This window comes from Methylococcus capsulatus str. Texas = ATCC 19069 (genome assembly GCF_000424685.1).
Lineage (GTDB): Bacteria > Pseudomonadota > Gammaproteobacteria > Methylococcales > Methylococcaceae > Methylococcus > Methylococcus capsulatus.
This window is the reverse complement of the sequence record NZ_AUKJ01000016.1, coordinates 14,399-39,349: the sequence shown is the minus strand read 5'-3', so window position 1 is coordinate 39,349 and position 24,951 is coordinate 14,399. Positions and strand designations below refer to the sequence as shown.

At 63.2% G+C, this 24,951-nt stretch carries 23 protein-coding genes; 8 read left to right on the top strand and 15 right to left on the bottom strand.

Going from position 1 to position 24,951, the window contains the following annotated elements:
- Positions 1-36 precede the first annotated feature (36 nt).
- The 3 genes from H156_RS0102385 to H156_RS17425 all read right to left on the bottom strand — a co-directional run bounded on the left by H156_RS0102385 (position 37) and on the right by H156_RS17425 (position 3,394).
- Positions 37-2,166: a TonB-dependent receptor gene (locus H156_RS0102385; protein ID WP_017365414.1), complete on the bottom strand. Its 2,130-nt coding sequence runs from the start codon at positions 2,164-2,166 to the stop codon at positions 37-39.
- Between the two features lie 218 nt (positions 2,167-2,384).
- Positions 2,385-2,903: a transcriptional repressor gene (locus H156_RS17430; RefSeq protein ID WP_026597568.1), complete on the bottom strand. Its 519-nt coding sequence runs from the start codon at positions 2,901-2,903 to the stop codon at positions 2,385-2,387.
- Positions 2,900-3,394, bottom strand: a complete 495-nt coding sequence (locus tag H156_RS17425; protein WP_017365416.1) for a hypothetical protein — start codon at positions 3,392-3,394, stop codon at positions 2,900-2,902. Before H156_RS17425 ends, H156_RS17430 begins: the two co-directional genes overlap by 4 nt.
- Positions 3,395-3,525: 131 nt before the next feature.
- On the opposite strand from H156_RS17425, the gene H156_RS0102370 reads away from it, so the two are divergent.
- Positions 3,526-3,915, top strand: coding sequence for a hypothetical protein (locus H156_RS0102370; RefSeq protein WP_017365417.1), 390 nt, complete (start codon positions 3,526-3,528; stop codon positions 3,913-3,915).
- 55 nt (positions 3,916-3,970) lie between these two features.
- On the opposite strand, the gene H156_RS0102365 is transcribed toward H156_RS0102370, so the two are convergent.
- From H156_RS0102365 to H156_RS0102355, 3 genes are read right to left on the bottom strand one after another with little or no spacing between them, the layout of a single operon-like run.
- A complete protein-coding gene (locus H156_RS0102365) occupies positions 3,971-7,069 on the bottom strand; it encodes an efflux RND transporter permease subunit (protein WP_017365418.1) in 3,099 nt (1,032 codons plus the stop codon).
- A complete protein-coding gene (locus H156_RS0102360) occupies positions 7,069-8,238 on the bottom strand; it encodes an efflux RND transporter periplasmic adaptor subunit (protein WP_010961553.1) in 1,170 nt (389 codons plus the stop codon). The genes H156_RS0102365 and H156_RS0102360 overlap by 1 nt, the downstream gene beginning before the upstream one ends.
- Positions 8,235-9,533 (bottom strand): TolC family protein, encoded by a 1,299-nt coding sequence (locus H156_RS0102355; RefSeq protein WP_017365419.1) that lies wholly within the window; start codon positions 9,531-9,533, stop codon positions 8,235-8,237. The genes H156_RS0102360 and H156_RS0102355 overlap by 4 nt, the downstream gene beginning before the upstream one ends.
- 380 nt (positions 9,534-9,913) lie before the next feature.
- Here H156_RS0102355 and H156_RS0102350 point away from each other — a divergent pair, with 380 nt between their 5' ends.
- Both H156_RS0102350 and H156_RS0102345 read left to right on the top strand, forming a co-directional pair.
- A complete protein-coding gene (locus H156_RS0102350) occupies positions 9,914-10,600 on the top strand; it encodes a response regulator (protein ID WP_017365420.1) in 687 nt (228 codons plus the stop codon).
- Positions 10,597-11,997 carry a sensor histidine kinase gene (locus H156_RS0102345; RefSeq protein ID WP_017365421.1) on the top strand — a complete coding sequence of 467 codons (1,401 nt, stop codon included), beginning with the start codon at positions 10,597-10,599 and terminating at the stop codon, positions 11,995-11,997. The genes H156_RS0102350 and H156_RS0102345 overlap by 4 nt, the downstream gene beginning before the upstream one ends.
- A gap of 135 nt (positions 11,998-12,132) precedes the next feature.
- Here H156_RS0102345 and H156_RS0102340 read toward each other — a convergent pair whose 3' ends face one another.
- The 7 genes from H156_RS0102340 to gshB are packed head-to-tail and all read right to left on the bottom strand — an operon-like array spanning position 12,133 to position 17,787.
- Positions 12,133-13,428 (bottom strand): dihydroorotase, encoded by a 1,296-nt coding sequence (locus H156_RS0102340; RefSeq protein ID WP_017365422.1) that lies wholly within the window; start codon positions 13,426-13,428, stop codon positions 12,133-12,135.
- Positions 13,425-14,411: an aspartate carbamoyltransferase catalytic subunit gene (locus tag H156_RS0102335; protein ID WP_010961561.1), complete on the bottom strand. Its 987-nt coding sequence runs from the start codon at positions 14,409-14,411 to the stop codon at positions 13,425-13,427. Before H156_RS0102335 ends, H156_RS0102340 begins: the two co-directional genes overlap by 4 nt.
- The gene (pyrR, locus tag H156_RS0102330; protein ID WP_010961562.1) at positions 14,408-14,920 is read right to left on the bottom strand and encodes a bifunctional pyr operon transcriptional regulator/uracil phosphoribosyltransferase PyrR; all 513 of its coding nucleotides are present in this window, start codon (positions 14,918-14,920) and stop codon (positions 14,408-14,410) included. The genes H156_RS0102335 and pyrR overlap by 4 nt, the downstream gene beginning before the upstream one ends.
- 3 nt (positions 14,921-14,923) lie before the next feature.
- Positions 14,924-15,379: a Holliday junction resolvase RuvX gene (ruvX, locus tag H156_RS0102325; RefSeq protein ID WP_010961563.1), complete on the bottom strand. Its 456-nt coding sequence runs from the start codon at positions 15,377-15,379 to the stop codon at positions 14,924-14,926.
- Positions 15,372-15,938: a YqgE/AlgH family protein gene (locus tag H156_RS0102320; protein ID WP_010961564.1), complete on the bottom strand. Its 567-nt coding sequence runs from the start codon at positions 15,936-15,938 to the stop codon at positions 15,372-15,374. Before H156_RS0102320 ends, ruvX begins: the two co-directional genes overlap by 8 nt.
- 45 nt (positions 15,939-15,983) lie before the next feature.
- On the bottom strand, positions 15,984-16,823 hold the full coding sequence (locus H156_RS0102315; RefSeq protein WP_017365423.1) for an energy transducer TonB: 840 nt from the start codon (positions 16,821-16,823) through the stop codon (positions 15,984-15,986).
- Entirely contained in the window at positions 16,813-17,787 is a 975-nt protein-coding gene (gshB, locus tag H156_RS0102310) for a glutathione synthase (protein ID WP_017365424.1), read from the bottom strand. Before gshB ends, H156_RS0102315 begins: the two co-directional genes overlap by 11 nt.
- A gap of 97 nt (positions 17,788-17,884) precedes the next feature.
- On the opposite strand from gshB, the gene rpmB reads away from it, so the two are divergent.
- The 5 genes from rpmB (at position 17,885) to H156_RS0102285 (ending at position 20,966) form a co-directional block, all read left to right on the top strand.
- Positions 17,885-18,121 carry a 50S ribosomal protein L28 gene (gene rpmB / locus H156_RS0102305; protein ID WP_010961567.1) on the top strand — a complete coding sequence of 79 codons (237 nt, stop codon included), beginning with the start codon at positions 17,885-17,887 and terminating at the stop codon, positions 18,119-18,121.
- A gap of 17 nt (positions 18,122-18,138) precedes the next feature.
- Positions 18,139-18,294, top strand: a complete 156-nt coding sequence (gene rpmG / locus H156_RS0102300; protein ID WP_010961568.1) for a 50S ribosomal protein L33 — start codon at positions 18,139-18,141, stop codon at positions 18,292-18,294.
- Between the two features lie 164 nt (positions 18,295-18,458).
- Positions 18,459-19,082: a ParA family partition ATPase gene (parA, locus tag H156_RS0102295; RefSeq protein ID WP_017365425.1), complete on the top strand. Its 624-nt coding sequence runs from the start codon at positions 18,459-18,461 to the stop codon at positions 19,080-19,082.
- A 4-nt stretch (positions 19,083-19,086) separates the two neighbouring features.
- Positions 19,087-19,434: a hypothetical protein gene (locus H156_RS0102290; protein ID WP_010961570.1), complete on the top strand. Its 348-nt coding sequence runs from the start codon at positions 19,087-19,089 to the stop codon at positions 19,432-19,434.
- A 185-nt stretch (positions 19,435-19,619) separates the two neighbouring features.
- A complete protein-coding gene (locus tag H156_RS0102285; protein WP_026045959.1) occupies positions 19,620-20,966 on the top strand; it encodes a DegQ family serine endoprotease in 1,347 nt (448 codons plus the stop codon).
- A gap of 68 nt (positions 20,967-21,034) precedes the next feature.
- On the opposite strand, the gene H156_RS0102280 is transcribed toward H156_RS0102285, so the two are convergent.
- Both H156_RS0102280 and glnE read right to left on the bottom strand, forming a co-directional pair.
- A complete protein-coding gene (locus H156_RS0102280) occupies positions 21,035-21,955 on the bottom strand; it encodes a branched-chain amino acid transaminase (protein WP_017365426.1) in 921 nt (306 codons plus the stop codon).
- A 49-nt stretch (positions 21,956-22,004) separates the two neighbouring features.
- Positions 22,005-24,851, bottom strand: a complete 2,847-nt coding sequence (gene glnE / locus H156_RS0102275) for a bifunctional [glutamate--ammonia ligase]-adenylyl-L-tyrosine phosphorylase/[glutamate--ammonia-ligase] adenylyltransferase (protein ID WP_026045960.1) — start codon at positions 24,849-24,851, stop codon at positions 22,005-22,007.
- Positions 24,852-24,951 lie beyond the last annotated feature (100 nt).

The following is a 24,951-nucleotide window of genomic DNA, read 5'->3' as shown; positions in this document are numbered from 1 at the left end:
GGCATACCGGTGTGCAGGCATGTGTTCTTGGAAGGGTCAATAGGTGATCCGTAGCCCCAACTCCACCCCGCGCCCCGCCTCCGGCGCGAAATAGCGCAGATAGGAGGTGGAGTTTCGGAGGTTGTCGTTGAGCAGGTTGTTGCCTTGAGCGAAGACCAGCACTTCGGCGTCCTTGAATGCCTTGACCTCGTATTGCACACCTAGGTTGAGCAGCACGTAGCCGTTGGTCATGGCGTCGTTCTGGCCGGCATAGATCTGCTTCTCGCCGCGAGTCAGCCGCAGATTGCCGCTCCAGTGCTCGTCGTAGGCATAGTCGAGCTGGAAGCCGTAGCGCAGCGGCGGCATGCGCGGCACGTTGCCGCCGTTGACGAACTGGCCGCGGGTGAAGTCGCTGAACAGGGTCAGATCGATCACGCCGTAATGGTTCTCCATCAGCGGAAATCTGACGTTGCCTTCGTAGCCCAGGAAATACGCGCCGGCCTGAGTGGTCTGCACCACCGGGAAACAGGCGCCCGGACTGGTGCACACTTTCTCGAACTGTTCGGTATCTTCGTTGAACACCTCATCCGTGATCTGCTGGTAGATGTAGTCGTTCACGAAATTCTGGAACACGTTGAGCTCGGCGCTGACTCCCCGCCCTTTGTAGCGGTAGCCCCAGTCGAAGTTGTAGGAAGTTTCCTCGGTGAGATTGGGATTGCCCAGCTCGTAGCTGTGGGTGGCGTCGTGTATCCCGTGCGTAAACAGCTCCTGCACCTGGGGCGCCCGCTGCGACCGGGTGACGGCAAAACTGACGGAATTTTCGTCGTCGAACTTCCATTGGGCCGAGCCGGAGGCACTGATCGGCGCGTAACTGCGGTTGGGACCGCCCTGCGGATCGACGGAGTCCGATTCCCCGCGCAGCCCTAGTTCGTAGAAACCCGCACCCAGCTCGAAGGATTCGACGGCGAACACGCCGTAGCTGCCGAGTTGGGACTTGGGCACCAGCGCGTCGGGCGAACCGATCTCGATCGCCTCGAAATCCGCCGAGCTCATCTGCACCCCAACGACGCCCTTCAAGATGCCGATCGGCTGGTGGACCACTTCGAGACGGCCTTCGTTGGTCGTCTTGTTGAACCGAGCGGCCGCCACGCTGTCATCCAGCTCGGTGTGGGTGTAATTGACGTGGCCGAAGCGCATGCGCACGGCCTCGACGAAATCCACCGGCGCATTCAGCTCGCTCTTGAAGTCGTAGCGCGACTCCTTCAGGTTGATGCGGGTATTGCCTCCGCCGGGAGATCCGTCGGGTGGAATGCCGTAGTTGTTGCCGAGATAGTTGATCGACACCCCGGCGAAGCCCGGCTCGCCCACCAGGGAAAACCCGGCGGAACCGCCCTTGGCCCGATTTTCGGTGTTGGGGATGACGCCGTAGGAATTCTGGATCGGGCTGCCTTGCAAAGCCAGATCGGTCTGGCGCGCCTGAGTCTCGGCGATCGCCGGACCGCCAATGTGCAGATTGTTACCATCGCGGTAAAACCCGTCCAGATGATAGGACACCAGATCCTGGCCGCCCTCCACCTTGAGATTGGTCGTGGTTTGGCCCGAGACCGAGTTGAACCGCTGTTCCCCGGTCACCGTCATCGGCTTGTCCGGCACCAGCGAGGGAATGCGGTTGTCGAGGACGTTGACGATGCCGCCGATGGCCCCGCTGCCGTACAGCAGGGTCGCCGGCCCGCGCAGTACTTCCACGCGGTCGGCCAGCACCGGCTCCACCGCATTGGCATGGTCCGGGCTGATCTGGGAGACGTCGCCGGTGCCTATGCTGTTGGTCATTACCTGGACACGCGGCCCCGTCTGCCCCCGGATCACCGGTATGCCTACGCCGGGACCGAAGGATTCGCTGGTCACGCCGGCTTCCTGCTTGAGGGTTTCACCGATCGTGCCCCCGATTTTCCGGCGCAATTCGCTGCCCGTCAGCACGGTCACCGGCCGCGCCATTTCGGAGACCTTTTCTTCCAACGGACTGCTGATGACGACCGGTTCGAGCTGCACGGGAGCCGGCTCCGCACCGGAGGCGGGCCGATCCTTCCCGCCAGGGTCCTGCTTGCCCTCCGGCTCGGAAACCTCGGCGGCATGGAGCGGCACGGCCAACACGATGAAGCACGAAGACAGGGAAAATCGTTTGAGCATGACGCCTCTTGAATCCGTACCGATGTTATATCGTCACTTGTCTCGCGCCGGCCGCTCCGCAATCTTCCGACAAGCACTCGCGGCCAACCCCAAGAGCCATTCCGGCGGCGGGCGAAATTATATATGTTATAAAGTAACAACTACAAGCCAGCCCGGGGACACGGGCCAGGACGGAGCGGCTGACCGCGACTGCGGTCAGCAAGGAATCGAGGAAGAACTCAAACGGAACCTTCTCGCGCGGCACAAGCCGTGCAGATGCCGTGTATTTCCAGCGCCTTGTAGCGAACGCGAAAGCCGGCCGACGCGATCTCTGCGGCCACCGCGGCCATGACGGATGAGGCGGCACGCTCTTCGACCGTGTGGCAGCGGTCGCAGATCAGCAGCAGGAGTTCGTGCTGGCGCCCTACGTCACTGCAGCCGATGAAGGCATTGAGGCTTTCGACACGGTGGATGAAGCCCTGCTCCAGCAGGAAATCCAGCGCCCGGTATACGGTTGCGGGCTTGGCCGACGGATCGAACGGCTTGAGCAGTTCGAGCAGGTCGTAAGCCTTGACCGCCTCGTGATTTTCCCAGATCAGCGCGAGCACCTGGCGCCGCAACGGGGTGAAGCGAACGCCGCGCTCGCTGCAGAGTTTTTCGGCACGGCTCAGGGCGCGATCTATGCACCCCTGATGGTCGTGGCCGCCGGACGGCGCGAGCGCAACCGCCTCGGCGCCCGGGGTCCCTCCAAGACTCACTGCGGACGACCGGGACGCTCCGACTGGCGCAGCGGTGCCGGCTGCTGGCCTGCGCCCTGGCGTGAACGCGGGGAGCCGAGGCTGGTATCCACCAGCTTGGCGATCATGTCGTCCCAGGAAGCGTACTGCCTGAACTCCGGGTCCCCCATGGCGATCCTGGCATTGATCTCGGTCCGTGCCAGTTCGATGACCTCCTCCGGCGTCATGCCGTCCACCGCCTTGGCGAAGGCGTCCGGCCCCTCCTGGGACTTGATCTTGTCCAGCAGACCGAAAGCCGTATCGAAAATTACCCGATCGTTGGTCGACAGATAACGCTTGACCTTCATCGCCGACTTGTATGCGGCGGCCTTGGACACCCCGTTGATTTCCGTGGTTCTCGACATGAATGCCGGGAGGAAATAGATGACCGCGAGCACCGCCATCACGACGGCGAGAACGCGCATGGCCTTGCTCGACAATCCGCTGTCTTTCTGTTCTAAAGACTGGCTCATATGATTTCTCCATGGATCGTTCCCCATGGGGGAACAGGATGCCCGACGCTGGCACGAATCCCGTCATCCCAGCAAGCTTACCGACGCATTATATAATTTCGGACCCGCCCGAATCACACGTCAAACGCCCAATGCCCAGGAATTTCCCCATCCTTGCGCTCGCGATGGCATTGCTCACTGGCTGCAGCCACGACATCGGGCTGATGCGGCAGGACGAAACCCTGACGGGATATGAATCGGCGATCCGCTGGGGCCAGTGGGAAAAGGCCGCGAGCTACCAGATCCCCAGGCCCCGTCCCGGGCAGAGACTCGACCGCCTGAAGGGCTACAAGGTCACGGGTTACCAGGTGCGCTACAGGCACAGCGAGGAGCCCTCCGCCCTACTGTTCCAGACGGTCGAAATCCGCTACCTGCGCCCGGACGAACTCACCGAGCGCAGCATGGTCGAGGAGGAGACGTGGCGCTATGACGAGGACAAAGAGCGTTGGATGCTGGAAACCGATCTGCCTCACCTCCGGTGAGGAAGACCTGAGCGAACGAAGGGGAACGGGCCAACGGGATCGATCCCGCTCCCTGCTAAGAAGCCCCACCCTCACCCGCAACCGGCAGAGAAGGCGCAGCCAGGCGGTAAAGCACGGGGATCAAGAGTAGCGTCATCATCGTCGCGCTGAACAAACCCCAGACGATCACCGTGGCCACCGGCCTCTGCACGTCCGAACCGAGCCCGGTGGCGAGCGAGGCCGGGACCAGGCCCAGGATGGCCACCAGCGCCGTGATCAGGATGGGGCGGAAGCGGCGGGTGGCCGCGTCGATGATGGCCTGCTCCAGCGGCACACCTGCCAACCGGTGGCTGGTGATGGTGCGCAGCAGTAGCACACCGTCCATGATGGAGACACCGAACACCGCGGCAAACCCCACCCCCGCCGACACATTGACGTTCATCCCGCGCACATACAACGCCAGGACCCCACCGACGAAGGCAAAGGGTATCGCCGTCAGCAAAATCAGCGCCACCCGTTGCGTCCGGAACGTGACCAGGAGCAGAAGATAGATGACGCCGATCGTGACGGGGACCAGGAGTGCAAAATGCTGCTTCGCCCGCTGGAGGTTGTCGTACATGCCCAGCCAGGCCACATGGTAACCGGCAGGCATACGGATTTCCTGCTCGAACCGCGCTTGGGCATCGGCGACGAATCCGCCCTGGTCGCGTCCGACGATATCACTGCGGACCGTCAGACGGCGGCGTCCGTCGGCCCGGGCGATCATGGTCTGTCCGTCGACGATCCCGATGCGTGCCACTTGTGCGAGCGGGATGGGAATATTGGAAGCGTTATAGACCGGCAGCCGTCCCAATGCCTGGGGTGAGAGCAGATGCTCCGGGGAAAACCGGGTAACGATGTCGAAACGCCGCTCGCCCTCATACAGGGTACCGATCGGTGAACCGCCGATGGCGGTATCGATCAGCCGGGTCACATCCTCGATCCGGACGTTGTAGCGGGCACACAAGGAGCGGTCCGGCTCGATCAGCAGCTGTGGCTGGGGACCCTCCTGCTCGATGTTCACGTCGGTGGCGCCAGGCACCCGTTTGAGCAGCGCTTCGGCCTTTCGGGCCAGATCCAGCAGGACCTCCGAGTCGGGACCGGAGAATTCGATCGCCAGGTTGGCCGAGGTGCCGTTGGTGTCCTCGGTAACGCTGTCGATGATCGGCTGGGTGAAGTTGAAGCGGGTGGTCGGAAACTCCTCCCGGAAACGGGCCCCGAGCGCAGCCAACAGTTCATGCTTGTTTCCGAACCGCGTCCAGGTCTCGCGCGGCTTCGGGCCCAGCATCATTTCGATCCGGCTGGGCGGGTAAGGGTCGGTGCCGCTGTCATTACGGCCGGTCTGCGCCACGGCGAACTGAATATCGGGAAATTCCAGGGCGATCTCCCGCAGACGGCGGCCGAAACGGGCGGTCTGCTGCAAGGAGGTGCCTTCCGGAAAGTTGGCGCGCACCCAGATGACCCCTTCGTCCATGTACGGCAGAAACTCCATCCCCAGCCGCGGCACCACCGTCACCAGGATCGATGCCAAGAGCCCTCCCGCAGTCGCCACGACAGACTTGCGGTGCTGGATGAGTGCGGTCAACAACGACCGGTACCGTCCGGTCAACCAGTGCAGCACCGGATTGTGCCACTCACGAAAGCCTCGCTTGAAAAAAAAGGTCGCCAGAACCGGCACGACGAACAGTGCGGAAAGCAGAGCCCCGCCCAATGCGAACACGATGGTCAAGGCCATCGGACGGAACAGCAAGCCTTCGATGTGAGTCAGCGTCAGCAGCGGCAGGAATGCCCCCAGGATCATCAGGAGCGAGAAGAATACCGGCCGCTCGACCTCCAGGGCCGCCTCCAGAACCGTCGGCATCACGCTTCCCAGTGCCCCGCCCCGTTCCCGCTCATCCAGCCGCCGGGCGATGTTCTCCGCCATGACCACGGCGCCGTCGACGATGATGCCGAAGTCGATGGCGCCGATCGAAAGCAGCCCGATCGGGATGCCCGCGAGGTACATCAATACCAGGGCGAACAGCAGGGCGAAGGGAATGGTCAACGCCACCAGCGCCGCCAGCGACGGCCGGCCGAGAAAAGCCAGCAGGATCAGGATGACGAGGCCGATACCCGTCATCACGCTGTGGCCGACGGTATGCAGCGTGCTTTCGACGAGAGTGCTGCGATCGTAGTAAGGCTCGATCCGGACGCCGGGAGGCAGCCCTTCGGTGTTGAGTTCGGTGATCGCCGCCTGCACCGCAGCCAACACGTCGGACGGATTCTCTCCCTTGCGCAGCAGCACGATGCCTTCGACTGCCTCGTCCTTGAAGTCCTTGCTGAATATGCCGGCCGGCACTTTGGAATCGAGCTGCACGTCGGCGACGTCACGGATGTAGATCGGAGTGCCGCCCAGGGATTTGACGAAGATCGTACCGATTTCTTCCGCGTTCTGGAGCGATCCGCGGCCACGGATCACGAACGACATGCTGCCCCGCGAGAGCACGCTGCCACCGGCGCTGGCGTTGTTGGTCTGAATGGCATCTGCCACGTCGTTGACCGACAGACCGTAGCGCTGAAGCTGCGCCGGATGCAGCAGCACCGCGAATTGTTTTTCATAGCCTCCAAAATTGGAGACCTCCGCGACGCCGGGCACCCGGAGCAGGCGGGGGATGACCACCCAGTCGTTGAGCGTGCGCAGTTCCATCAAGTCCTGGCGTCCATCCGACACCAGCTCGTAGCGCAGCACTTCGCCATAAGCCGTGGCAAGCGGCCCCAGTTCGGCCAGGGCGCCCGCCGGTAATTCGAGGCCAGTCAACTTCTCCTGCACCCGCTGGCGCGCCCAATAGCTTTCCGTCCCCTCCTCGAATATGAGCTGGACTAGCGACAACCCGAAGATCGTACGCGAGCGGATGGTTTCCACCTTGGGCACGTTGCGCATGGCGATCTCGACCGGCAGTGTCACCTGGCGCTCGACTTCCTCGGGTGCGCGGCCGGGATAGGTCGTGATCACCTGGACCATCTGTGCCGAAATGTCCGGATAGGCGTCGATCTTCATCCGCGTGAACAGCCATCCGCCGAGCAGCATCAGGACACCGGCCAGGATCAAGACCAACCAGCGGAACTGCAGGGCGGCTCGAATGGATTTGGCGATCATCAGGGATCGTCTCCATCATCCGCCGGCGCCGTCCTGGCCTTGAGCAGTGCCTGCACCACCAAGGGCTTGAGCAGAATCGCACCATACCCGATGATGCGTTCCCCGCCCGCCAGTCCCGCGAGGATTTCGACCCGCTCCCCGGTCCGTTCCCCGACCTGAACGGGTGTGACGCGCCACGCTCCCCTGCCGGCCTCCGTCAATACGAAGTCGGTATCTCCGATATGCAAGACGCCATCCGAGGGCACCAGTACCGCGTCGCGCAGATCGGTACCCAGACCGATTTCGGCATACATGCCGGGCTTGAGCTGACCTTTGCTGTCGTCGAGCTCGAAAAACACCCGCAAGGTCCGGCGCTCCGGCGACAATGCCGGCGCCAGACTTCTCACCGTTCCCCGGAAGGACTGGCCGGGCAAGCCGAAAAAATGCGCTTCGCAGGCCTGACCCGGCTTCACCAGACTGATCCGGACTTCAGGGACATCCGCCATCACCATCGCCGAATCGGTGTCGGCGTGTTGCAGCAACGCCGGGTCCACACCCGCTTGGAGCAACTGGCGCTCCAGATCGGCATGGCTGTGGGTCGCCTGGGTGAGCGCACTCTCGGCCTCGAAGACCGCTTTTTGACCTTCCAGTTGAATCTGCAGCAAGGCCGCTTCCGCCTGGGTCAGATCCCGCACCGCTTCGGTGCCGGTGGCGACCAGTTTGCGCAAGCGCTCCACCACCCGCTCCTGCGACTGTAATTGCGCCGCCGTCAGTTCGCGGGTCTTCTTCAGGCGTTTGGCTTCGAAATCCATTTGGGTGCCCGCTTTTTCCCAGTCGGCGTAAATGCCCGACAACTCCACGCTGCTGAATTGCCAGCGGTCCTCCAGCGCTTCCTTACCGGGACGAAGCCGCGCCATCACCGCGCCGGTCACCGTCAACAAGGGGGTGCCGATACGTTCCTTGCGCACCGTGGGGAGGTCGAATTTCCGTTCCAGCAGGCTGCCGGGCTCGACGGACACGAGCCAAGGGCCGACGACGGTCGCCGTTCCCGAATTCGGGGGCCGCTCCACCGTGAACTCCGGCGCCGACGCGGGCCAGAAACGCCAGATCCCCATCACCAATGTCACCGCACCGGCCGCCAGGACAGCCAGGCGAAGCGCGACCGGAAGGGCACGAAACCGGGAAATCATCGAAGCACCTGCTTTCCGATAGCGGCATTGAGGGCATAGAGTGAATGCCAGTAGCTGGACCGGCTGGCGATATGCAGCCGGAAGGTTTCGCGGTAGGCGCGCTGGGCATCCAGCACGTCGATCAGCGGCTTGCCGCCCAGTTCATAGGCGGCGCGAATCTTGTCACGCACGTTGCGGGCGGCATCGAGCTGTCCGGGATCGTCGATCATCAGGGCATCCCGCGCCGCCTCGAAGTTCTTGACCGCTTCGAGGATTTCGGCCCGCAGGCTCACCAGCTGAGCGGTGAGATTATGTTCGGCCTGGCTCTTCAAGGACTTGGCTTTGGCAATGTTGCCCTGGTTGCGGTCGAAAACCGGCAGGTGCATCTGCAGGATGACGTTCCACGAATCGGCATTCGCCTGGTTCATCTCATGTTGGAACTGATTGGTGTAACCGAAGGCGGGTTTGACCTCCGGATAGGCGCGGCGCTCCTCCAGTTCCACGTTCGCGGCCGCCATCGCGATCTGGCGCTGCAGCGCGATCAGATCGGGCCGGTTTTCCTCCGCCAGGGCGAAAGCGGCATCGGCCGCCAACGGCGCCGCCGGCGCAGCGACATCCAGCTCCCCCTTCACTTTCAGCGGGACGTCGTCTGAATAGCCGAGGAAGGTCCGCAGCCGCGCGATGGCTGTCGCCAAAGCGGTTTCTCGGCTACGAACCTCGCGGCGGCTTCCGAAAATGAACACCTTGACGCGGTCCAGCTCGATGGTGCCAGCCCCCCCGAGCTCCACACGGTTCGCCGTGACCTGTTCCAACTGCGACAGATTGTCGAGGTCCACCCGCGCCAGGTCGAGCAGGGCCTGGGCCTCCAGCACATCGTAAAAGGCGGCGATGGTACCGGCGATGCGCCGGCGGAGCAGATCGGAGAACTGGGCCGTGGTCACGTCCACGCCTTTCTGGGCGGTGACGATCGCCGCGGCGCGTTTGCCGAAAAGGAACCAGTCGATCGGAAAACTTACCAGCGCGTCGGTCTGGGTCGGCCCACCCTGCCGGGTTTCGCGCCAGGGCTGCGCCCACGGGATCATCAGCACATCCGCGGTCAGCTCCGGATTGGGCAGCAGACCGGCCGTGACCAGATCAGCCTCTGCCTGCCGTACGCTTTCCAGGCCCGCCTTGATTTGCGGATCGGCCTCCAGCGCCCGGCCGATCGCCTGATTCAGGGTCAACTCCCGCACCGCGTCCGCGATGCCGATGTCGCCGGACGGCACGGGAGCGGGCGGAGCCGCCGATGCCGTTCCGGGCTGGACGGCATCCTGCATGAAGACGGGGAGACCCGGGGGCCTGTATCCCGGTGCGGCACAACCGCCAAGAAGCCACACGGCGCAAAGCAGACAACGCCCGAGCCCACTCGGGCCGGTACCTCTCTCGTCCGCCTGGAAGACGCCCCTCTCCACTCGTATACCCGCCAGTGTTTTCGTTTGATGTGTCGATGCCCGCCGGACAGACCGTGCCGCCCACGGCGTTCCGGTAGGCACGCGCAGACGGCCCAGGCACTCCGCGAAAAGCGCGTGTAGGATAGCGAAGCAATGCTTAAGATTGGTTCAAGAAACCCTGAATTCTTCTTCAGGATCGGCTTCGGCCGGCGAGGCGGTAGACTATCGCCCCCCGAGGCTTCAACAGAGAACCCCCACGGCAGACGATGAGAATCCTCCTGGTCGAAGACGACCGGAAAGCAGCCGGACTTCTGACACGCGGACTCGGCGAGGAGGGTTTCCGCGTCGACACCGCCCACTCCGCGGAAGACACCGAGCAGAAGAACCTCCACACCGGGTACGGGCTGATCATCCTCGACTGGAACCTGCCCGGCAAAGACGGGCTGACTTTCTGTGAGGAACTTCGGAAGCGGGAGATACGCACGCCGGTTTTGATGCTCACCGCCCGCGATGCGCTGACGGACAGGGTGAGGGGACTCGACACCGGCGCCGACGATTACCTCACCAAGCCCTTCGCCTTCGAGGAACTGCTCGCGCGCGTTCGTGCCCTACTGCGGCGGGCGGAACAAGCCCGTCCGGCGATGCTGTCGGTCGCCGACCTCGTCCTCGACCCGCGCAGTCGACGCGTCACGCGGAGCGGACGCCCGCTCTCCCTCACCCCCAAGGAATACGCCATCCTGGAACTCCTGTTGCGACGGGCCGGCGAAGTCGTATCCCGCACCCAGTTGGCCGAGGAGATATGGAGAACCGGTCTCATCGCTCTGGACAATCTGATCGATGTTCACATCAGCAATCTACGCCGTAAGGTGGATCCGCCCGGCGTTCCGCCTCTCATTCGAACGGTGAGAGGCTGCGGCTTCAGCCTGGCGGCGGCTGGCAGCGAATCGCCGTGATCCTCGGTTTACGGGCACGTCTGATCCTCGTCCACCTGGCCGTCGTCGTCATCGTGCTGGCCTGCTCCGCCGCCGGCGCCTACTGGATGCTGCGCCAGGCGGTCCACAGTCGGCTCGACGCCGCGCTGCTGGCCCTTGCGGAAACCGAACGGGCGATGCTGCTGGAAGGCGGAGAACAGTCGATCAAGATCCATGAAACCGCCCCCGGCCCCGCGCCTCCCTCCTTCATCCGTCTCGACCGGCTGGTGCAGATTGTCGACGGCGACGGCCGCGTTCTGGCACGTAGCGCAAACCTCGGCACCGCTCGGCTTCCCTCGCCGCCCGGCCTGCTGTCGCGCCTGAGCCGGGGGGAAACGGTCTTCGACACCCTCCCGGCGTTCGGCGAGGAACCGGTTCGAATGGTATCCATTCCGGTACGGAAGGACGGTTCGCGACTGGCGATCCAGGTTGCCGGATCACTGGATGACGCAAGAAACGTCATGAAATCGGCCGGCCTGTTGTTCATCGTCCTGACCTCCGGTTTGCTGGTGGCGGTAGGCATTGCCGGCACATCGCTGACTCGCAGGGCATTCCACGCGATCGACGAGGTCGTCCGTCAAGCCCGCCGGATCGGTGAGGCCAACCTCGGCGAACGTCTCCCTCATCCGGGCAGCCGCGACGAAATCGGCAGACTGGTCGACACGCTGAACGAGATGCTCGGTCGTCTGGAGCGGAGCTTCGAGGTCCAGCGCCGCTTCACGGCTGACGCCTCCCACGAACTTCGCTCGCCTTTGTCCCGACTGCGCGCGGAACTCGAAATCACCCTCCGTCGTCCCCGGCGCCCGGACGAATATGAACGGACCCTGCACTCCTGCCTCGAGGAAGTGGAACGGCTGACCCAACTGGTGGAAGCACTGCTCGAATTGGCACGGCTCGACGCACAGCAGGAAGCCGTTCCCGGCGAGAACGTTTGTCTGAACACGGTTCTGGCCGAAGTCGTGCGTCGCCAGCAACCGCTGGCGCAGGAACGCTCGATCGGGATCGTCGTCGAAACCTCGCAACCCGTGACCGCGTGGGTGTCCGGCGCTTCGATCGGCGTCGCTTTCTCCAACGTCCTGGAAAACGCCTTGAAGTTCTCGCCGCCCGGCGGAACCGTCCACATCGGACTGGCTGCCGACGCTCGGGAGGCGGTAGTGAGCATTTGCGACAACGGACCGGGAATCGAGCCCGGCGAAAAAGACCGGCTGTTCGAGCGTTTTTTCCGGGGTTCGGTCGCCCGCGCCGGTGCTATGCCCGGAACCGGCCTGGGCCTCGCGCTGTCACAGGCCCTCGTCCGGCATTGCGGGGGAACCATCGAAGTCACGAATATCCCGGAAGGCGGCGCCCGGTTCACGATACGCCTGCCATTGGGACCCTGAACAGACCCGCCCGCATCACTACGACGGGAAACACACCGTCCCGCCCGCTCGACGTCGTCGTCCGAAAAGGAACGGTGGATCTTGGGAATCCGAGCGGGAGCCGGGCGGATTATACGCTCGGCACCGCGGCGCCGTTCACGAAGCGGTCTCGCCAGGGTAGACCAGCCGGCCCCCTACCAGGGTCGCCGTCACCCGCCCCGTCAGGGCCCGCTCCCAGAACGGCGTGTTGCGGCCGGCGCTGACCCAGCCGCCCTCCGCCGGCACCCACACGGCCGCGGGATCGAATACACAAACGTCTGCCGGTGCGCCCGGAGCCAGCCGGCCGGACTCCAGGCCGAGGATCGCCGCTGGCCCCACGGTAAGGCGGGCAATGGCGGCCGACAGCGGCAGCCTTCCCTCCGCCACCAGCGCATACATGAGCGGCAGGAGGGTCTGCAACGAAGACAGACCGGGCTCGGTCTCGGGGAAGACGTCGAGCTTGGCGTCCGGCTCGTGGGGTTGATGATCCGAGCAGACCGCCGAAATCCGGCCGTCCGCCACGGCCGCGAGCAGTGCGTCGCGGTCGGCCGTTGTACGAAACGGAGGACGGCTGTGACAGAGCGCATCGAAACCGTCGACGCTCGACTCGGTGAGATGCAGATGATGCACCGCCACGTCCGCGCTGACGTGCACACCGCGCGCCCTGGCCTCGGCGACCATTTCCACCGCGCGGCCGCTGCTGAGCTGGCCGAAATGCGCCCGCACCCCCGTCTGCTCGATCAGCGGGAGTGCCTGGGCGACCGCGACGGTCTCCGCCGTCTCGGGAATACCCGGTAGCCCGAGACGGCTGCCCACCGCTCCTTCATGCACGCAGCCCTGGCTGCACAGCCACGGTTCCTCGGGACGAAACACCACGACGAGACCGAAGCTCGCCGCATATTCCAGCGCCCGCCGCAGCACCAGCAGGTTGGCGAGCGGCCGGTCGGCATTGCTCAGGGCCAGGCAGCCAGCGCGCTTGAGCGCATGCATTTCGCTCAGGTCCTTTCCGTTCAGGCTGCGGGTCAGGGCACCGATCGGCAGCACCCGCACCTTGCCCGCCTGTTCCGCCCGCTCCGTGACCAGCTTGACCACGGCGGGCGTATCGATCACGGGGGTGGTATCGGGCGGGCAGCACAGGGTCGTGATGCCGCCGGCCACCGCCGCCGCCCCCTCGGACACGATGGTACCCTTGTGTTCCTGTCCGGGCTCGCGGAGACGGGCGCACAGATCGATGAAACCGGGACACACGATCCTGCCGCCGGCATCGATGCGGTGGTCAGCCTCGAAGCCGTCCGGACGGCTGCCGACGCCGACGATGACGCCGTCCGCCACGCATACCACCCCTGTCCCGTCGAAACCGCTCGCCGGATCGACGATCCGCCCGCCCTCGATGAGGACGCGTGGGCCGCTCATACCGGCACCTCCAAGTCCGGACCGGCATGCATGGCCATGGACATGACCGCCATGCGGACCGCGATACCGTGGGTGACCTGCTGCAGGATCACGGATCTCGGACCGTCCGCGATGGCCGAATCGATCTCGATGCCGCGGTTGATCGGCCCCGGATGCATGACGATGACGTCCGGCCTGGCCTTCTCCAGGCGCTTCTCGGTCAGGCCGAAGCGCTGGAAATATTCGTGTTCGGACGGTATGAACGCGCTCCCCATGCGCTCGAGCTGCAGACGCAGCATGATCACCACATCGACGTCGCGCAGTCCCTCGTTGAGATCGTGGTAAGGCACCACGCCCAAGGCTTCGACATGGGCTGGCAAGAGGGTCTTAGGCGCCACCACCCGCACCTCATCCACCCCCAGGGTATTGAGTGCCCAGATTTCGGAACGCGCCACCCGGGAATGCAGGATGTCGCCGACGATGGCCACCTTGAGGCCGGCGAATCCGCCCTTGGCCCGGCGGATGGTGAACACGTCCAGCATGGCCTGGGTCGGGTGGGCATGGCGGCCGTCTCCGGCGTTGAGCACGCTGATGTGCGGTGCGACGTGGCGGGCGATGAAATGGGCGGCCCCGCTCTGAGCGTGACGCACCACGAACATGTCGACGTGCATCGCCTCCAGGTTGCGGATGGTATCGAGCAGACTTTCTCCCTTGGAGGTCGCAGAGGTCGCGATGTTGATGTTGAGCACGTCGGCGGACAAACGTTTGGCGGCGAGTTCGAAGGTCGTCCGGGTGCGGGTACTGTTCTCGAAAAACAGATTGACCACGGTCTTGCCGCGCAGCAGGGGCACCTTCTTGACGTTCTGAGCCGTCACGCCGGCGAAGGACTCGGCGGTGTCCATGATCCGGGTCAGCAATTCCCGGCTCAGACCCTCGATCGTCAGGAAATGGCGCAGACGCCCGGAAGCAGTGAGCTGGATGTCGGCAGCGGCCGTCACGCTCATCGCCCCCCCGCACGCATCGTCAGTTGCAGAGGCTCGGGGCCGGTGAGCTTGATGCGCCGCCCCGGCTCCAGCTCCACCCGTCCGCCGATGCAATCGGCCTGGATGGGAATCTGCCGGCCGTTACGGTCGATCAGCACGCCGAGCACAATCTCCGCGGGCCGGCCGTAATCGAAGATCTCGTTCAGTGCGGCGCGCACGGTACGGCCGGTGTACAGCACGTCGTCGATCAGCACGATGTTGCGGCCGTCGACCCGGAACGGCAGCTTGCTCGCCCGCACGTCCGGATTCATGCCCGATTGCGGGTAATCGTCCCGGTAGAACGAGATGTCCAGATACCCTAGCGGCTCGGACAATCCCAAACGCCGATGCAGGACTTCGGCGATCCAGGCCCCGCCGGTATGGACACCGATCATGGCCGGATCGTCGAGCCGGCGCCTGGCGAGTTCCTCACGCAGGGAATTCTCCAGGCGCGCCAGCAGCGTTTCGACGTCGAAATCCGCTTGGTTCATGTATTACCTCGGTGATGCCTTGTCGATCGAAAACCAGGTTTGCAGGATCAATTGCGCCGCCATTTCGTCTTTCACCTGCTCGAACTCGACCGACTTGCGGCGGCGACGCTGGTAGAAGTGGGTGCGCGATTCGGCCGTGGTGAGTGTCTCGTCCACCGTATACACCGGCAGCCGGTAACGGCCTTCGAGCTGCCGGCAGAAGCGTAAGGTCGGCGCCGTGATCGGATTTTCGCTGCCGTCCTGCTGGTGGGAAAGGCCGACGACCAATCCCGCGGGCAGCCACTGGTCGATGAGTTCGGAAATGGCGGCCCACAACCGCGCGGACGGCTGGGCCCGCAGGGTCCGGAGCGGCGCTGCGGTGCCGGTGACGGATTGACCCACTGCGACCCCGATGTTCCGCTCGCCGAAATCGAAACCGAGATAAGTGGCGCCACGCGAATCGGCCGGCACCTCAGCCATGCCCGGCCTGACTGGTCAAGAGCGAGATGTCGACGCCCACCAGATCGGCCGCAGCTTTCCAGCGCCGTCCGGGCGGGTGCTCGAAGATCACGGCGTTGTCCGAGGGCGCGTTGAGCCAGGAATTGTCGATGATCTCGCGCTCGAGCTGGCCCTGCCCCCAACCGGCGTAGCCCAGTGCCAGCAACATGCGCCTCGGCCCTTCACCCCGCCCGACCGCTTCCAAAATGTCTCTGGACGTCGTCAATGCCAGACGTTCGGACACCACCAAGGTGGAGGCCCATACCGTGGCCGGTTCATGCAGAATGAAGCCGCGCTCCGGATGCACGGGGCCGCCGAAAAACACCGGCAGATCGCCCAGTTCGGCGACTTTCAGATCGATCTCCATCTGCCGCATGATATCGCTCAGCTTCAGCTCGGACGGACGGTTGATGATGATGCCCAGAGCGCCGTCCGCATTGTGCTGGCAAACCAGGGTCACGGTCTTCGCGAAATGCGGATCGGTCAGACCAGGCATGGCGATCAGGAAATGGTTGGCGAGAAATTCTGCTTCCGAGTTCATCGTCGTTAGTATCGGCGCTCCGTGAGCGGCGTCGCAAGCGGCAAACTACGGCGCGGTCTCCAAACGCTTGCCGTTCAGGAACTTCCAGGTGCGGGTGATCACCAGCATATCGGCTTCCTCCCGCAGTTCCACCGGAAACGGGGCAAACGGTGCCGCCAGATGGACGATCCTCACCGCTGCCTCGTCCAATGCCGGCTCCCCGGAAGAACGCCGCACCTGCACCTTGTATACGCTGCCGTCGGGCCGGAGCGCCACGCTCAGCAGCAGACTGCCCGTCAGATCCTTGCGGCGAGCCTCCTCCGGGTAATTCAGATTGCCGATGCGCTCGACCTTGTCCTGCCAGGCCCGCTCGTAAGCCGCCGCCTTGTATTTGTGGGCATTGACCGAGTTGATGTAGACCATCCGCGGGTGCGGAGCCTCCTGCTGCTGCCGTACGTAAGCCGCACCGAATTCGGCGATCTGCCGGCTCAGGGATTCGGCAGAGATGGGGACGGCCGGAGAGACTTCAAGCTCCGGCTCGACCACCGGCGCGGCCTTGACCGAGTGTTCGGCCCGGTTGCCTCGCAGCTTGGGCGGACGCTCCGTCACCGGGCGCGACGCCCCGTTTTGCGCCGGTTCTGTCATCTTTTTGGCCCCCCGGCCCGGCACCGGCTCGACAGTCTCCGGTCGGTCGTCACCGCGCTGGTTTTCCGCCGCCCGATGTTCCGCCCGCTTCGGCGCCTCGGGAGCGGGAAGCCGCAGGACCGCCACGTCGAACACCCGGGGCAGGTCTTTCGTGGTCACAGTGGACCGGACGTTCAGACCGAGGATCACCGCGGCGTGTACCGCGAGCGCGATCAGCAGCGCGAGCAGCAGACGGCTTTGGTCGCGCGACTCAAGCGACATCACGGGCCCGGTCCTCCCCGGACACGACCGACTCGATGTGGTCCATGAGCATGGCGCTGATGTTCAGGCCGAACAGCGTGTCCAGCTCCTGGATGCAGGTCGGGCTGGTGACGTTGACCTCGGTGAGGTAATCGCCGATGACATCGAGACCGGTAAATACCAGGCCGCGCTGGCGCAGGGTGGGCCCGACCTGCGACACGATCCAGCGGTCCCGCTCGGTCAGTTCCCTTCCTTCCGCCCGACCGCCAGCCGCCAGATTGCCCCGGCTTTCGCCGTGGGCGGGGATGCGCGCCAGGGCATAGGGGACCGCTTCGCCGTTGACGACGAGTATCCGCTTGTCGCCATCCCGGATTTCCGGAAGGTAACGCTGCGCCATGACAAAACGGCGGTTATGCTGGGTCATGGTTTCGAGGATGACGCTCAGGTTGTGATCGCCCTCGGCGACCCGGAAGATCGAGGCGCCGCCCATGCCGTCGAGCGGCTTCAGGACGATCTCGCCATGCTCGCGTAGAAATTCACGGAGGCGACCTGCCTCGCGGGCGACCAGCGTCGGCGCGCAGCACTGGGGGAACCAGGCAGTGAACAGCTTCTCGTTGGCATCCCGCAGCGAACGCGGCCGGTTGACCACATACACGCCCCGGTTCTCGGCGCATTCGAGCAGATAGGTGGCATAAATGTATTCCTGGTCGAAGGGCGGATCCTTCCGCATCAGAATGACGTCGAGCGTGTCCAGCGCGATGTCCCGCTCGTCCAGAAACTCGAACCAGCGGACGTAATCGCGTTCGACCTGAAGGTGCCTGACCCGTGCATGGGCACGACCGTCACGCAGGTAAAGATCGTTCAACTCCATGTAGAAGAGCTCCCAACCCCGCGCCTGAGCTTCCAACAGCATCGCGAAACTGCTGTCCTTCCCGATCTTGATCTTGCCGATCGGGTCCATCACTATCCCGAGTTTCAAAGTCATCGCCTTCCCGAAAGAACCGTTCCTGCAGTTGACTAAACGCCGTCAAACCCTTATAAAGCACGTTTTTCCACCCTGCAAGCCGACATTGAGGTAAGCCATGTCCAAGGTATGTCAGGTTACGGGGAAGCGACGTATTGTAGGCCATAACGTTTCCCACGCTAACAACAAGACGAAAAGACTGTTCAACCCCAACCTGCACGAACGCCGTTTCTGGGTCGAGAGTGAGAACCGCTGGGTCCGCCTCAAAGTGTCGAACCATGGCCTGCGGGTCATCGACAAGTGTGGAATCGATGCCGTCCTGGCCGACATCCGCAAACGCGGCGAACGGGTTTGAGCACAGGAGTATGAGCCATGCGTGACAAGATCAAGTTGGTATCCAGCGCCGGCACCGGTCATTTCTATACGACCACCAAGAACAAGCGCACCATGCCGGAGAAAATGGAAATCAAGAAATTCGATCCGGTCGTGCGCAAGCACGTCCTGTACAAAGAAGCCAAGATCAAATAAAACGGTCCACCCCCACCATCGGCGCGCTCAGCCCGGACTGCTGCGCGCCTCCCAGCCGTCCAGGCCGTCCGCATGGCCCCGGACGGTCCGCCAGCGATGCAAGCATCGCCGGAATCGACTAGCATACACAGCCATACCGTACTTCGCGCGGGCGGCATCCCTGTATGATCATCGGCGTTCTCAACCAGAAAGGTGGCGTCGGCAAGACCACCTTGTCGGTCAATATCGCGGCCGCTCTGGCGTTGTCGGGCAAGCGAACCCTGCTCATCGATGCCGACCCGCAGGGCAGCGCCCTGGACTGGCAAGCGAGCCGGCGGGGCGACACCCTGTTTCCCGTCGTCGGCATGGCGAAACCGACCTTGCACAAGGACGTGCCGGAACTCGCTTCCGGCTATGACCACGTCATCATCGACGGACCTCCCCGGGTCAATGAGCTCGCCCGGTCCGCCATCATGGCCTGCGATCTCGTCCTCATCCCGGTTCAGCCCTCTCCTTACGACGTCTGGGCTGCCAACGAGATTGTCAAGTTGATACAGGAGGTTAAGATATACAACGATCATCTCGAAGGGAAATTCATCGTCAACCGGAAGATCGTGAATACCGCGATCGGCCGCGACGTGGCCGAAGCGCTCAAAGATCACCCTTTCCCGGTTGCGGAAACAAATGTCAATCAAAGGGTTGTCTATGCCGAAAGCGCCGCCTCCGGCCTCTCCGTCCTCGAGTTCGACCACAAGGGCGCGGCAGCCAGGGAAATCAAAGCGCTCGTTCGTGAACTCGTTGAGGAGTAAGCCCATGGCCAAGAAAGTCGTACCCATTACGTCCAAACCGCGCGGGCCGGTCCTAAGCCTGGTATCAGCGGCAGAGGAAAGGACCGCGCCCTCTCCCTCCCCTTCGACCAACACCATCGACGATCTTGGCAAATCCGGCCTCGTCGCCAAAGCTGTCTACGGGTCGGTTTACTGCCTTTCCTTCAGCGTGGTCCTCGGCGCCCTGGTCTTGGGCAAGCTCATCCCGGGACGGCGGGTGATCGCCAAAGGACTTCAGGATGGTGCCGCCGCGGCGCGCCAGTCGCTCACCTGGCTCGAAACGCCGCGGAGCAGTCCCGCTCCCGGCTTCGGCCCGAGTACGCTCAAAGCCTGACGTCTCCCATCCCGACGACCTCACGGACCGCCCCTCCCTAGCGGCCCACCTTCGTCGATATTGTCATCGTACCGCCGGCATCCCATATTTTCGGTATTCCCGTGCCGCTGCTCCATCGGGCTTTTTGCTAGACTTTGGACCCTCTTGCTATGCGGTTTAGAAAGATAATCGATAGAGGTAATTCCATGCGCATGAAATCCATCGGCGCGCTGTTGCTACTGACCGCCAGCGGCCTGTCCCTCTGCCCCCCGGTGTGGGCGGATTTGCCCGCCAGCGTCAACGGTCTGCCACTGCCCAGCCTCGCGCCCGTCTTGAAGAAGGCCATGCCCGCGGTGGTCAACATCTCGACGAAGACCCAGATCGAAATCGCCGAGAATCCCCTGATGCAAGACCCCTTCTTCCGGCATTTCTTCGGTATTCCGAATCAGCCGCGGCGCCGTGAGAGCTCCAGCCTCGGCTCCGGGGTGATCGTCGACGCCCGCCGAGGCTACATCCTCACCAACAACCATGTGATCGACAAGGCGGACGAGATAAGCGTGACCTTGAGAGACGGACGCCAGTTGAGCGCAAAACTGGTCGGCGCCGATCCGGAGTCGGATTTGGCCGTCATCAAGGTCGAACCCAAGAATCTGACGGAACTGCCCATCGGTGATTCGAGTCAGCTCGAAGTCGGCGACTTCGTGGTAGCCATCGGCAATCCCTTTGGCCTGGGGCAGACAGTGACCTCCGGCATCGTCAGTGCCCTGGGGCGATCCGGACTCGGCATTGAGGGGTACGAGGATTTCATCCAGACCGACGCCTCGATCAACCCCGGCAACTCGGGAGGCGCCTTGATCAATCTCCGTGGCGAGCTGGTCGGCGTGAATACGGCCATCATCGCTCCCACCGGCGGAAACGTGGGCATCGGTTTCGCCATCCCGTCCAACATGGCCGCCAGCATCATGACCCAACTGGTCGAAAAGGGCGAAATCCGCCGCGGCCAGATCGGCATCACCATCCAAGACCTGACGCCGGATCTCGCTCAGGCCTTTGGCCTGAAGCAGAGCCAGGGCGCGGTGATCACCGGCGTCCAAAAGGATTCCCCGGCCGCATCTTCGGGCCTGGAAGCCGGCGACGTCGTCGTCAGCGTCAATGACCGCCCGGTCAAAAACAGCGCGGACGTCCGCAACACCATCGGCCTCCTGCCCATAGGCGAAGAAGTCCGGGTCGAAGTGATGCACAAGGGGGAGAGAGTGGTACGCGAGGTGGTGATCCGCGCCCCCAAACTGGTCCAGGAAGAGGGCAATAAAATCCATCCCAGACTGTCCGGTGTCATACTTAAGAACAACGAGGAGGGCGGTGTCCAGGTGGAAAAAATCCACACGAGTTCTTACGCCTTCCAGGCCGGCCTGCGCCCCGGCGACGTGATCGTGATGGCGAACCGCGAGGAAATCGAAACGCTCGATGACCTGAAGCGCGCCACCAAGGGCCGCTCGGAGCTGCTCCTCAGCGTCCAGCGGGGCAGCGGCTCGTTCTTCTTGATGCTGAAGTAGAACGGACCGACGGACTGTGCGGCAGACGCCTCACGCTCATCTGCCGCACGACCGGGCCGAAAGCCTCGTCAAACGTGGCTCAACCATTCGGCATGGTCCGAACGACGCCCATGCACATAGTCGAAATAAAGTGCCTGCAGCTTCTCTGTCACTGGCCCGCGGCCCCCTGTGCCGATCACGCGCCCGTCTACCTCTCGGATCGGCGTGACTTCGGCGGCGGTCCCGGTGAAAAACGCTTCATCGGCTATGTAAACCTCGTCGCGGGTGATGCGTTTTTCCACGACTTCCAGGCCGTTTTCCCTCGCCAGCGTCATCACGGTGTCTCGCGTAATGCCCTCGAGCGCCGACGTTAGATCCGGCGTATAGAGCCTGCCATGGCGGACGATGAAGATATTTTCACCGCTGCCTTCGGCAACGTAGCCTTCCTGGTCGAGCAACAACGCTTCATCACAACCGGCTTCGATCGCTTCCTGCACGGCCAGGATGGAATTGAGATAGTTTCCATTGGCCTTGGCCTTGCTCATGACGCTGTTGACGTGATTCCTAGTATAAGAGGAGGTTCTCACCCGGATGCCGCGAGCCATGTTTTCAGCCCCGAGATAACTGCCCCATTGCCAGGCGGCGACCATCACATGGACCGCCAGTCCGTGAGCATGCAGGCCCATGCCCTCGGCCCCGAGGAAACACATCGGCCTAATGTAGGCACTTTCCAGATTGTTGCGCGCCACCGCCTCCAGTTGGACGCGGTCGAGAGTATCCTTGTCGAACGGAATCGACATTTTCATAATGTGGGCCGAGCGGAACAGCCGGTCCGTGTGGTCACGGAGCCGGAAGACCGACGGGCCGCGCGCGGTACGGTAGGCGCGCAGGCCTTCGAACACGCCACAGCCGTAGTGCAGCGTGTGGGTCAAAACGTGAACCTTGGCATCGCGCCAGGGGAGCCACGTCCCATCGAGCCAGATCTGTCCGTCCCGATCGTCCATCGTCATGAAATGATCTCCTGCAATCAGAGGGGAATTGCTGTCGGCTGCTGTTCGCTCAAAACACCGGCGCCTCAATGATCTGTTTCCAGACTGCCTCCACAGCCGTGCGGTGCTCAGGAAACTCCGATGATGCTGCCAACGCAGGCATCTCTTGCAAAGCAAGACGGTGCACCCTGCCGCGATAGTCGCAATAGGCGCATCGAAGGCGGTCTGCCTGGCCGAGCTCCAGAAAATTTATGGCGCGAAGGCTGTCCAATAGGCGGACCGTATCGGTCCAGCGGGTGATCTCACAATGCTTCGCTGCGCTGATGAGGACGCCGAATTGTACAATAAACTCGATATCGGCAATACCACCAATGCCCTGCTTCAAATCGAACACTCCGGGCCGTCTGTCCGCCAGATGTTCACGCATCTTTTCGCGCATGGTCCGAACATCGAGCCTCACCTGCCGGCTGTCCCTCTCCCGGCAAAGCACGTTCCGCCGGATCGCATCGAACCGTACACCCACCTTCGGATCACCCGCCACGAACCGCGCCCTCACCAGCGCTTGCCGCTCCCATGTCCAGGCCTGATGCAGCTGGTAGTTTTCGTAGGCATCGGCTTTGCTGACGAGGAGACCCGAGCTTCCGCTGGGCCGCAGGCGAAGATCGACTTCGTACAATGCGCCGCCTGGCATGTCGGCCGTCAGCAGACTGACCATCCGCTGAACCACGCGGGCATAAAACTCGGCGGCGCTGATCGGACGCGGCCCATCGGTGACGGCGTCGCTGGCCACCCCATCGTAGAGGAAGACCAGATCGAGGTCGGACCCATAGCCCAGCTCTATGCCGCCGAGCTTTCCGTAGGCGATGATCCCGAATCCTGGAAAATCAACCGAGGTTTCCGCCTCCACCGGAGGGATGCCGTGACGCGCAGCCGCGAATTTCCAGGCCAGCCGCAGCACCCGTTCGATCACGACCTCGGCCAGATCCGTCAGGTAATCACTGACGACCATGACCGGGATGACGTTCATGATGTCGGCCGCCGCGATCCGCAGCTGGTGTGCCGCCTTAAATTGCCTAAGCCGCAACATCAGCTGCTCGTCGTCATCGGGAGCCAGACTGCTGAAGAGAATGTCCGCCTCCCGCCCCAAGGACTCACGGGTCAAGGGGCTGTACAGGGTCCTCGGGTCCAGTAACTCATCGAGCAGAATCGGAGCGCCGGCTATGAGCCTTACGATCCAGGGACTTGCCGCCGCCAGCCGGACCAGCTGCGACAGCGCGGACGGGTTTTCCGCCAGCAGCGAAAAATAGACCCCCCTGCCGGCGATCGATTCGAACAACTGGAGGATTCTACCCAACACGCCGACAGGATCGGACACACGGAACGCGGCGAGCTCCGCCAGCAACTTTCCGATGACTCTCTGAAGCTCCGCCCTGGCACCGGCACCGAGCCGCCGAACAGGCGCCGAGGCCCGGAACTTGACCAAAGCGCCGGTCATGGCTTCGGCGGCTCCGTCAAACCCCGCCAGCGCTTGGGATAGCTCCGCCTCGCCGCCGTCCAGCAGCGGCTCCCCCCTTGCGGGCTGCGGAGGTTCGGCGATCACCTCCGTGAAAATCTCGTGGACGCGGCGCCGGACCTCGTCAAGACGGTGCAGGAAACCCTCCCACGATTCGAACCCCATCGAAAACGCCAATAGCCCGCGCCGTTCCTCCGATACTGGGAGCTCGTGGGTCTGCTTGTCCTCGTATTGCTGGAGCCGGTTCTCGACTTTGCGCAAAAACCGATAGGCAGCGCAGAGAAATGAAGCCGTCCCGTGTTCGAGCAGACGCAAACGCCCCAACCTCTCCAGGACGACGAGGATGCGCCGGTCCTGCAGCTCCACGTTCCGGCCGCCCCGAATCAGTTGAAACGCCTGACCGATGAACTCGATTTCCCGAATGCCACCCGCACCCAGTTTGATGTTGTCCCCCCTGTCCTTCCGCCTGAGTTCGGCCATGATCCTGGCCTTGAGCGACCTCAGTTCCCCGAAAACCCGGTAATCGAGGTAGCGACGGTACACGAAAGGGTGAAAGAACCGTTCAAACTCCCTGCCGTCTCCGGCATCTCCGCCCACGGCACGCACCTTGACCATCGCATAGCGTTCCCAGTCGCGCGCTTGGGCTTGGTAATAGCGTTCACAGGAATCGAAGCTGACCACGAGCGGGCCGCTCTCACCGAAAGGTCTCAGCCGCACGTCCACGCGAAAAACGAAGCCGTCTTCCGTCACCGCATCCAGCACATGCACCAGTGACTGCGCGAGCCGCGTATAAAATTCCGCATATGTCGCACCGTTGCGGCCGGGAAACTCGCCGTCTTCGACGTAGGCGAACACCAGATCGATGTCGGAGGAAAAGTTCAGCTCGTATCCCCCCAGCTTTCCCATGCCCAAAACGACCAGACTCTGCGCCGAGCCGTCTTTGCGGCGCGGAACACCCCACCGCCGGCAGGCGTCGTCGAACAGCCAGTCGAGGGCCGTCCGGATAGCCGACTCGGCCGTCTCGGATATTCTCGTCAATACGCTATCGATATCGAGAAGGCCGCAAATGTCTTGCCAGGCGATGATCGCCATCTCCCGATTACGCCATTGGCGCAATACCCGCATCAGGCCATTCCGATCGGCCACCTCCGCCACACGCTGCTGCAAATCCGCTGAGGGATTCCTTTCCGATGTGTGCCCTTCGAACAACGAGGCAAGCAGGGGGATGACATGAGCGTCGCGCTTCACGACCCCCAGAAAGAAACGGCTGCACCTACAGACGGTGTCCAGAGACTGACGGAAAGACTCAGAATAGTCCTGAAACGGGTATCCCCACTGCGCGAAGATCCGTTCACACTCGTGGAACGCAGAAAACGAACCCGGCGTATCAGGGGGAGAGGCCACTAAGCTTTCGACGAAACAGGATGGTCTGCGAGAAATTCCGGCATGGCGCTGTGCCGGTAAGAAAACGACGGGGCCGCCGGATGCCCCGAAAGGGGAGTAT

What these genes read in the sequence shown, in the direction of transcription:
- H156_RS0102350 (WP_017365420.1), top strand. Translation starts at nt 9,914, where the DNA reads ATGAGAATCCTCCTGGTCGAAGACGACCGGAAAGCAGCCGGACTTCTG.
- H156_RS0102320 (WP_010961564.1), bottom strand. Translation starts at nt 15,938, where the DNA reads ATGAACTCGGAAGCAGAATTTCTCGCCAACCATTTCCTGATCGCCATG.
- gshB (WP_017365424.1), bottom strand. Translation starts at nt 17,787, where the DNA reads ATGACTTTGAAACTCGGGATAGTGATGGACCCGATCGGCAAGATCAAG.
- H156_RS0102335 (WP_010961561.1), bottom strand. Translation starts at nt 14,411, where the DNA reads ATGAGCGTGACGGCCGCTGCCGACATCCAGCTCACTGCTTCCGGGCGT.
- H156_RS0102370 (WP_017365417.1), top strand. Translation starts at nt 3,526, where the DNA reads ATGCCCAGGAATTTCCCCATCCTTGCGCTCGCGATGGCATTGCTCACT.
- H156_RS0102280 (WP_017365426.1), bottom strand. Translation starts at nt 21,955, where the DNA reads ATGACGATGGACGATCGGGACGGACAGATCTGGCTCGATGGGACGTGG.
- H156_RS0102315 (WP_017365423.1), bottom strand. Translation starts at nt 16,823, where the DNA reads ATGTCGCTTGAGTCGCGCGACCAAAGCCGTCTGCTGCTCGCGCTGCTG.
- H156_RS0102365 (WP_017365418.1), bottom strand. Translation starts at nt 7,069, where the DNA reads ATGATCGCCAAATCCATTCGAGCCGCCCTGCAGTTCCGCTGGTTGGTC.
- H156_RS0102340 (WP_017365422.1), bottom strand. Translation starts at nt 13,428, where the DNA reads ATGAGCGGCCCACGCGTCCTCATCGAGGGCGGGCGGATCGTCGATCCG.
- H156_RS0102385 (WP_017365414.1), bottom strand. Translation starts at nt 2,166, where the DNA reads ATGCTCAAACGATTTTCCCTGTCTTCGTGCTTCATCGTGTTGGCCGTG.
- rpmG (WP_010961568.1), top strand. Translation starts at nt 18,139, where the DNA reads ATGCGTGACAAGATCAAGTTGGTATCCAGCGCCGGCACCGGTCATTTC.
- H156_RS17425 (WP_017365416.1), bottom strand. Translation starts at nt 3,394, where the DNA reads ATGAGCCAGTCTTTAGAACAGAAAGACAGCGGATTGTCGAGCAAGGCC.
- H156_RS0102290 (WP_010961570.1), top strand. Translation starts at nt 19,087, where the DNA reads ATGGCCAAGAAAGTCGTACCCATTACGTCCAAACCGCGCGGGCCGGTC.
- H156_RS0102285 (WP_026045959.1), top strand. Translation starts at nt 19,620, where the DNA reads ATGCGCATGAAATCCATCGGCGCGCTGTTGCTACTGACCGCCAGCGGC.
- ruvX (WP_010961563.1), bottom strand. Translation starts at nt 15,379, where the DNA reads ATGGCTGAGGTGCCGGCCGATTCGCGTGGCGCCACTTATCTCGGTTTC.
- parA (WP_017365425.1), top strand. Translation starts at nt 18,459, where the DNA reads ATGATCATCGGCGTTCTCAACCAGAAAGGTGGCGTCGGCAAGACCACC.
- pyrR (WP_010961562.1), bottom strand. Translation starts at nt 14,920, where the DNA reads ATGAACCAAGCGGATTTCGACGTCGAAACGCTGCTGGCGCGCCTGGAG.
- H156_RS0102355 (WP_017365419.1), bottom strand. Translation starts at nt 9,533, where the DNA reads ATGCAGGATGCCGTCCAGCCCGGAACGGCATCGGCGGCTCCGCCCGCT.
- rpmB (WP_010961567.1), top strand. Translation starts at nt 17,885, where the DNA reads ATGTCCAAGGTATGTCAGGTTACGGGGAAGCGACGTATTGTAGGCCAT.
- H156_RS0102360 (WP_010961553.1), bottom strand. Translation starts at nt 8,238, where the DNA reads ATGATTTCCCGGTTTCGTGCCCTTCCGGTCGCGCTTCGCCTGGCTGTC.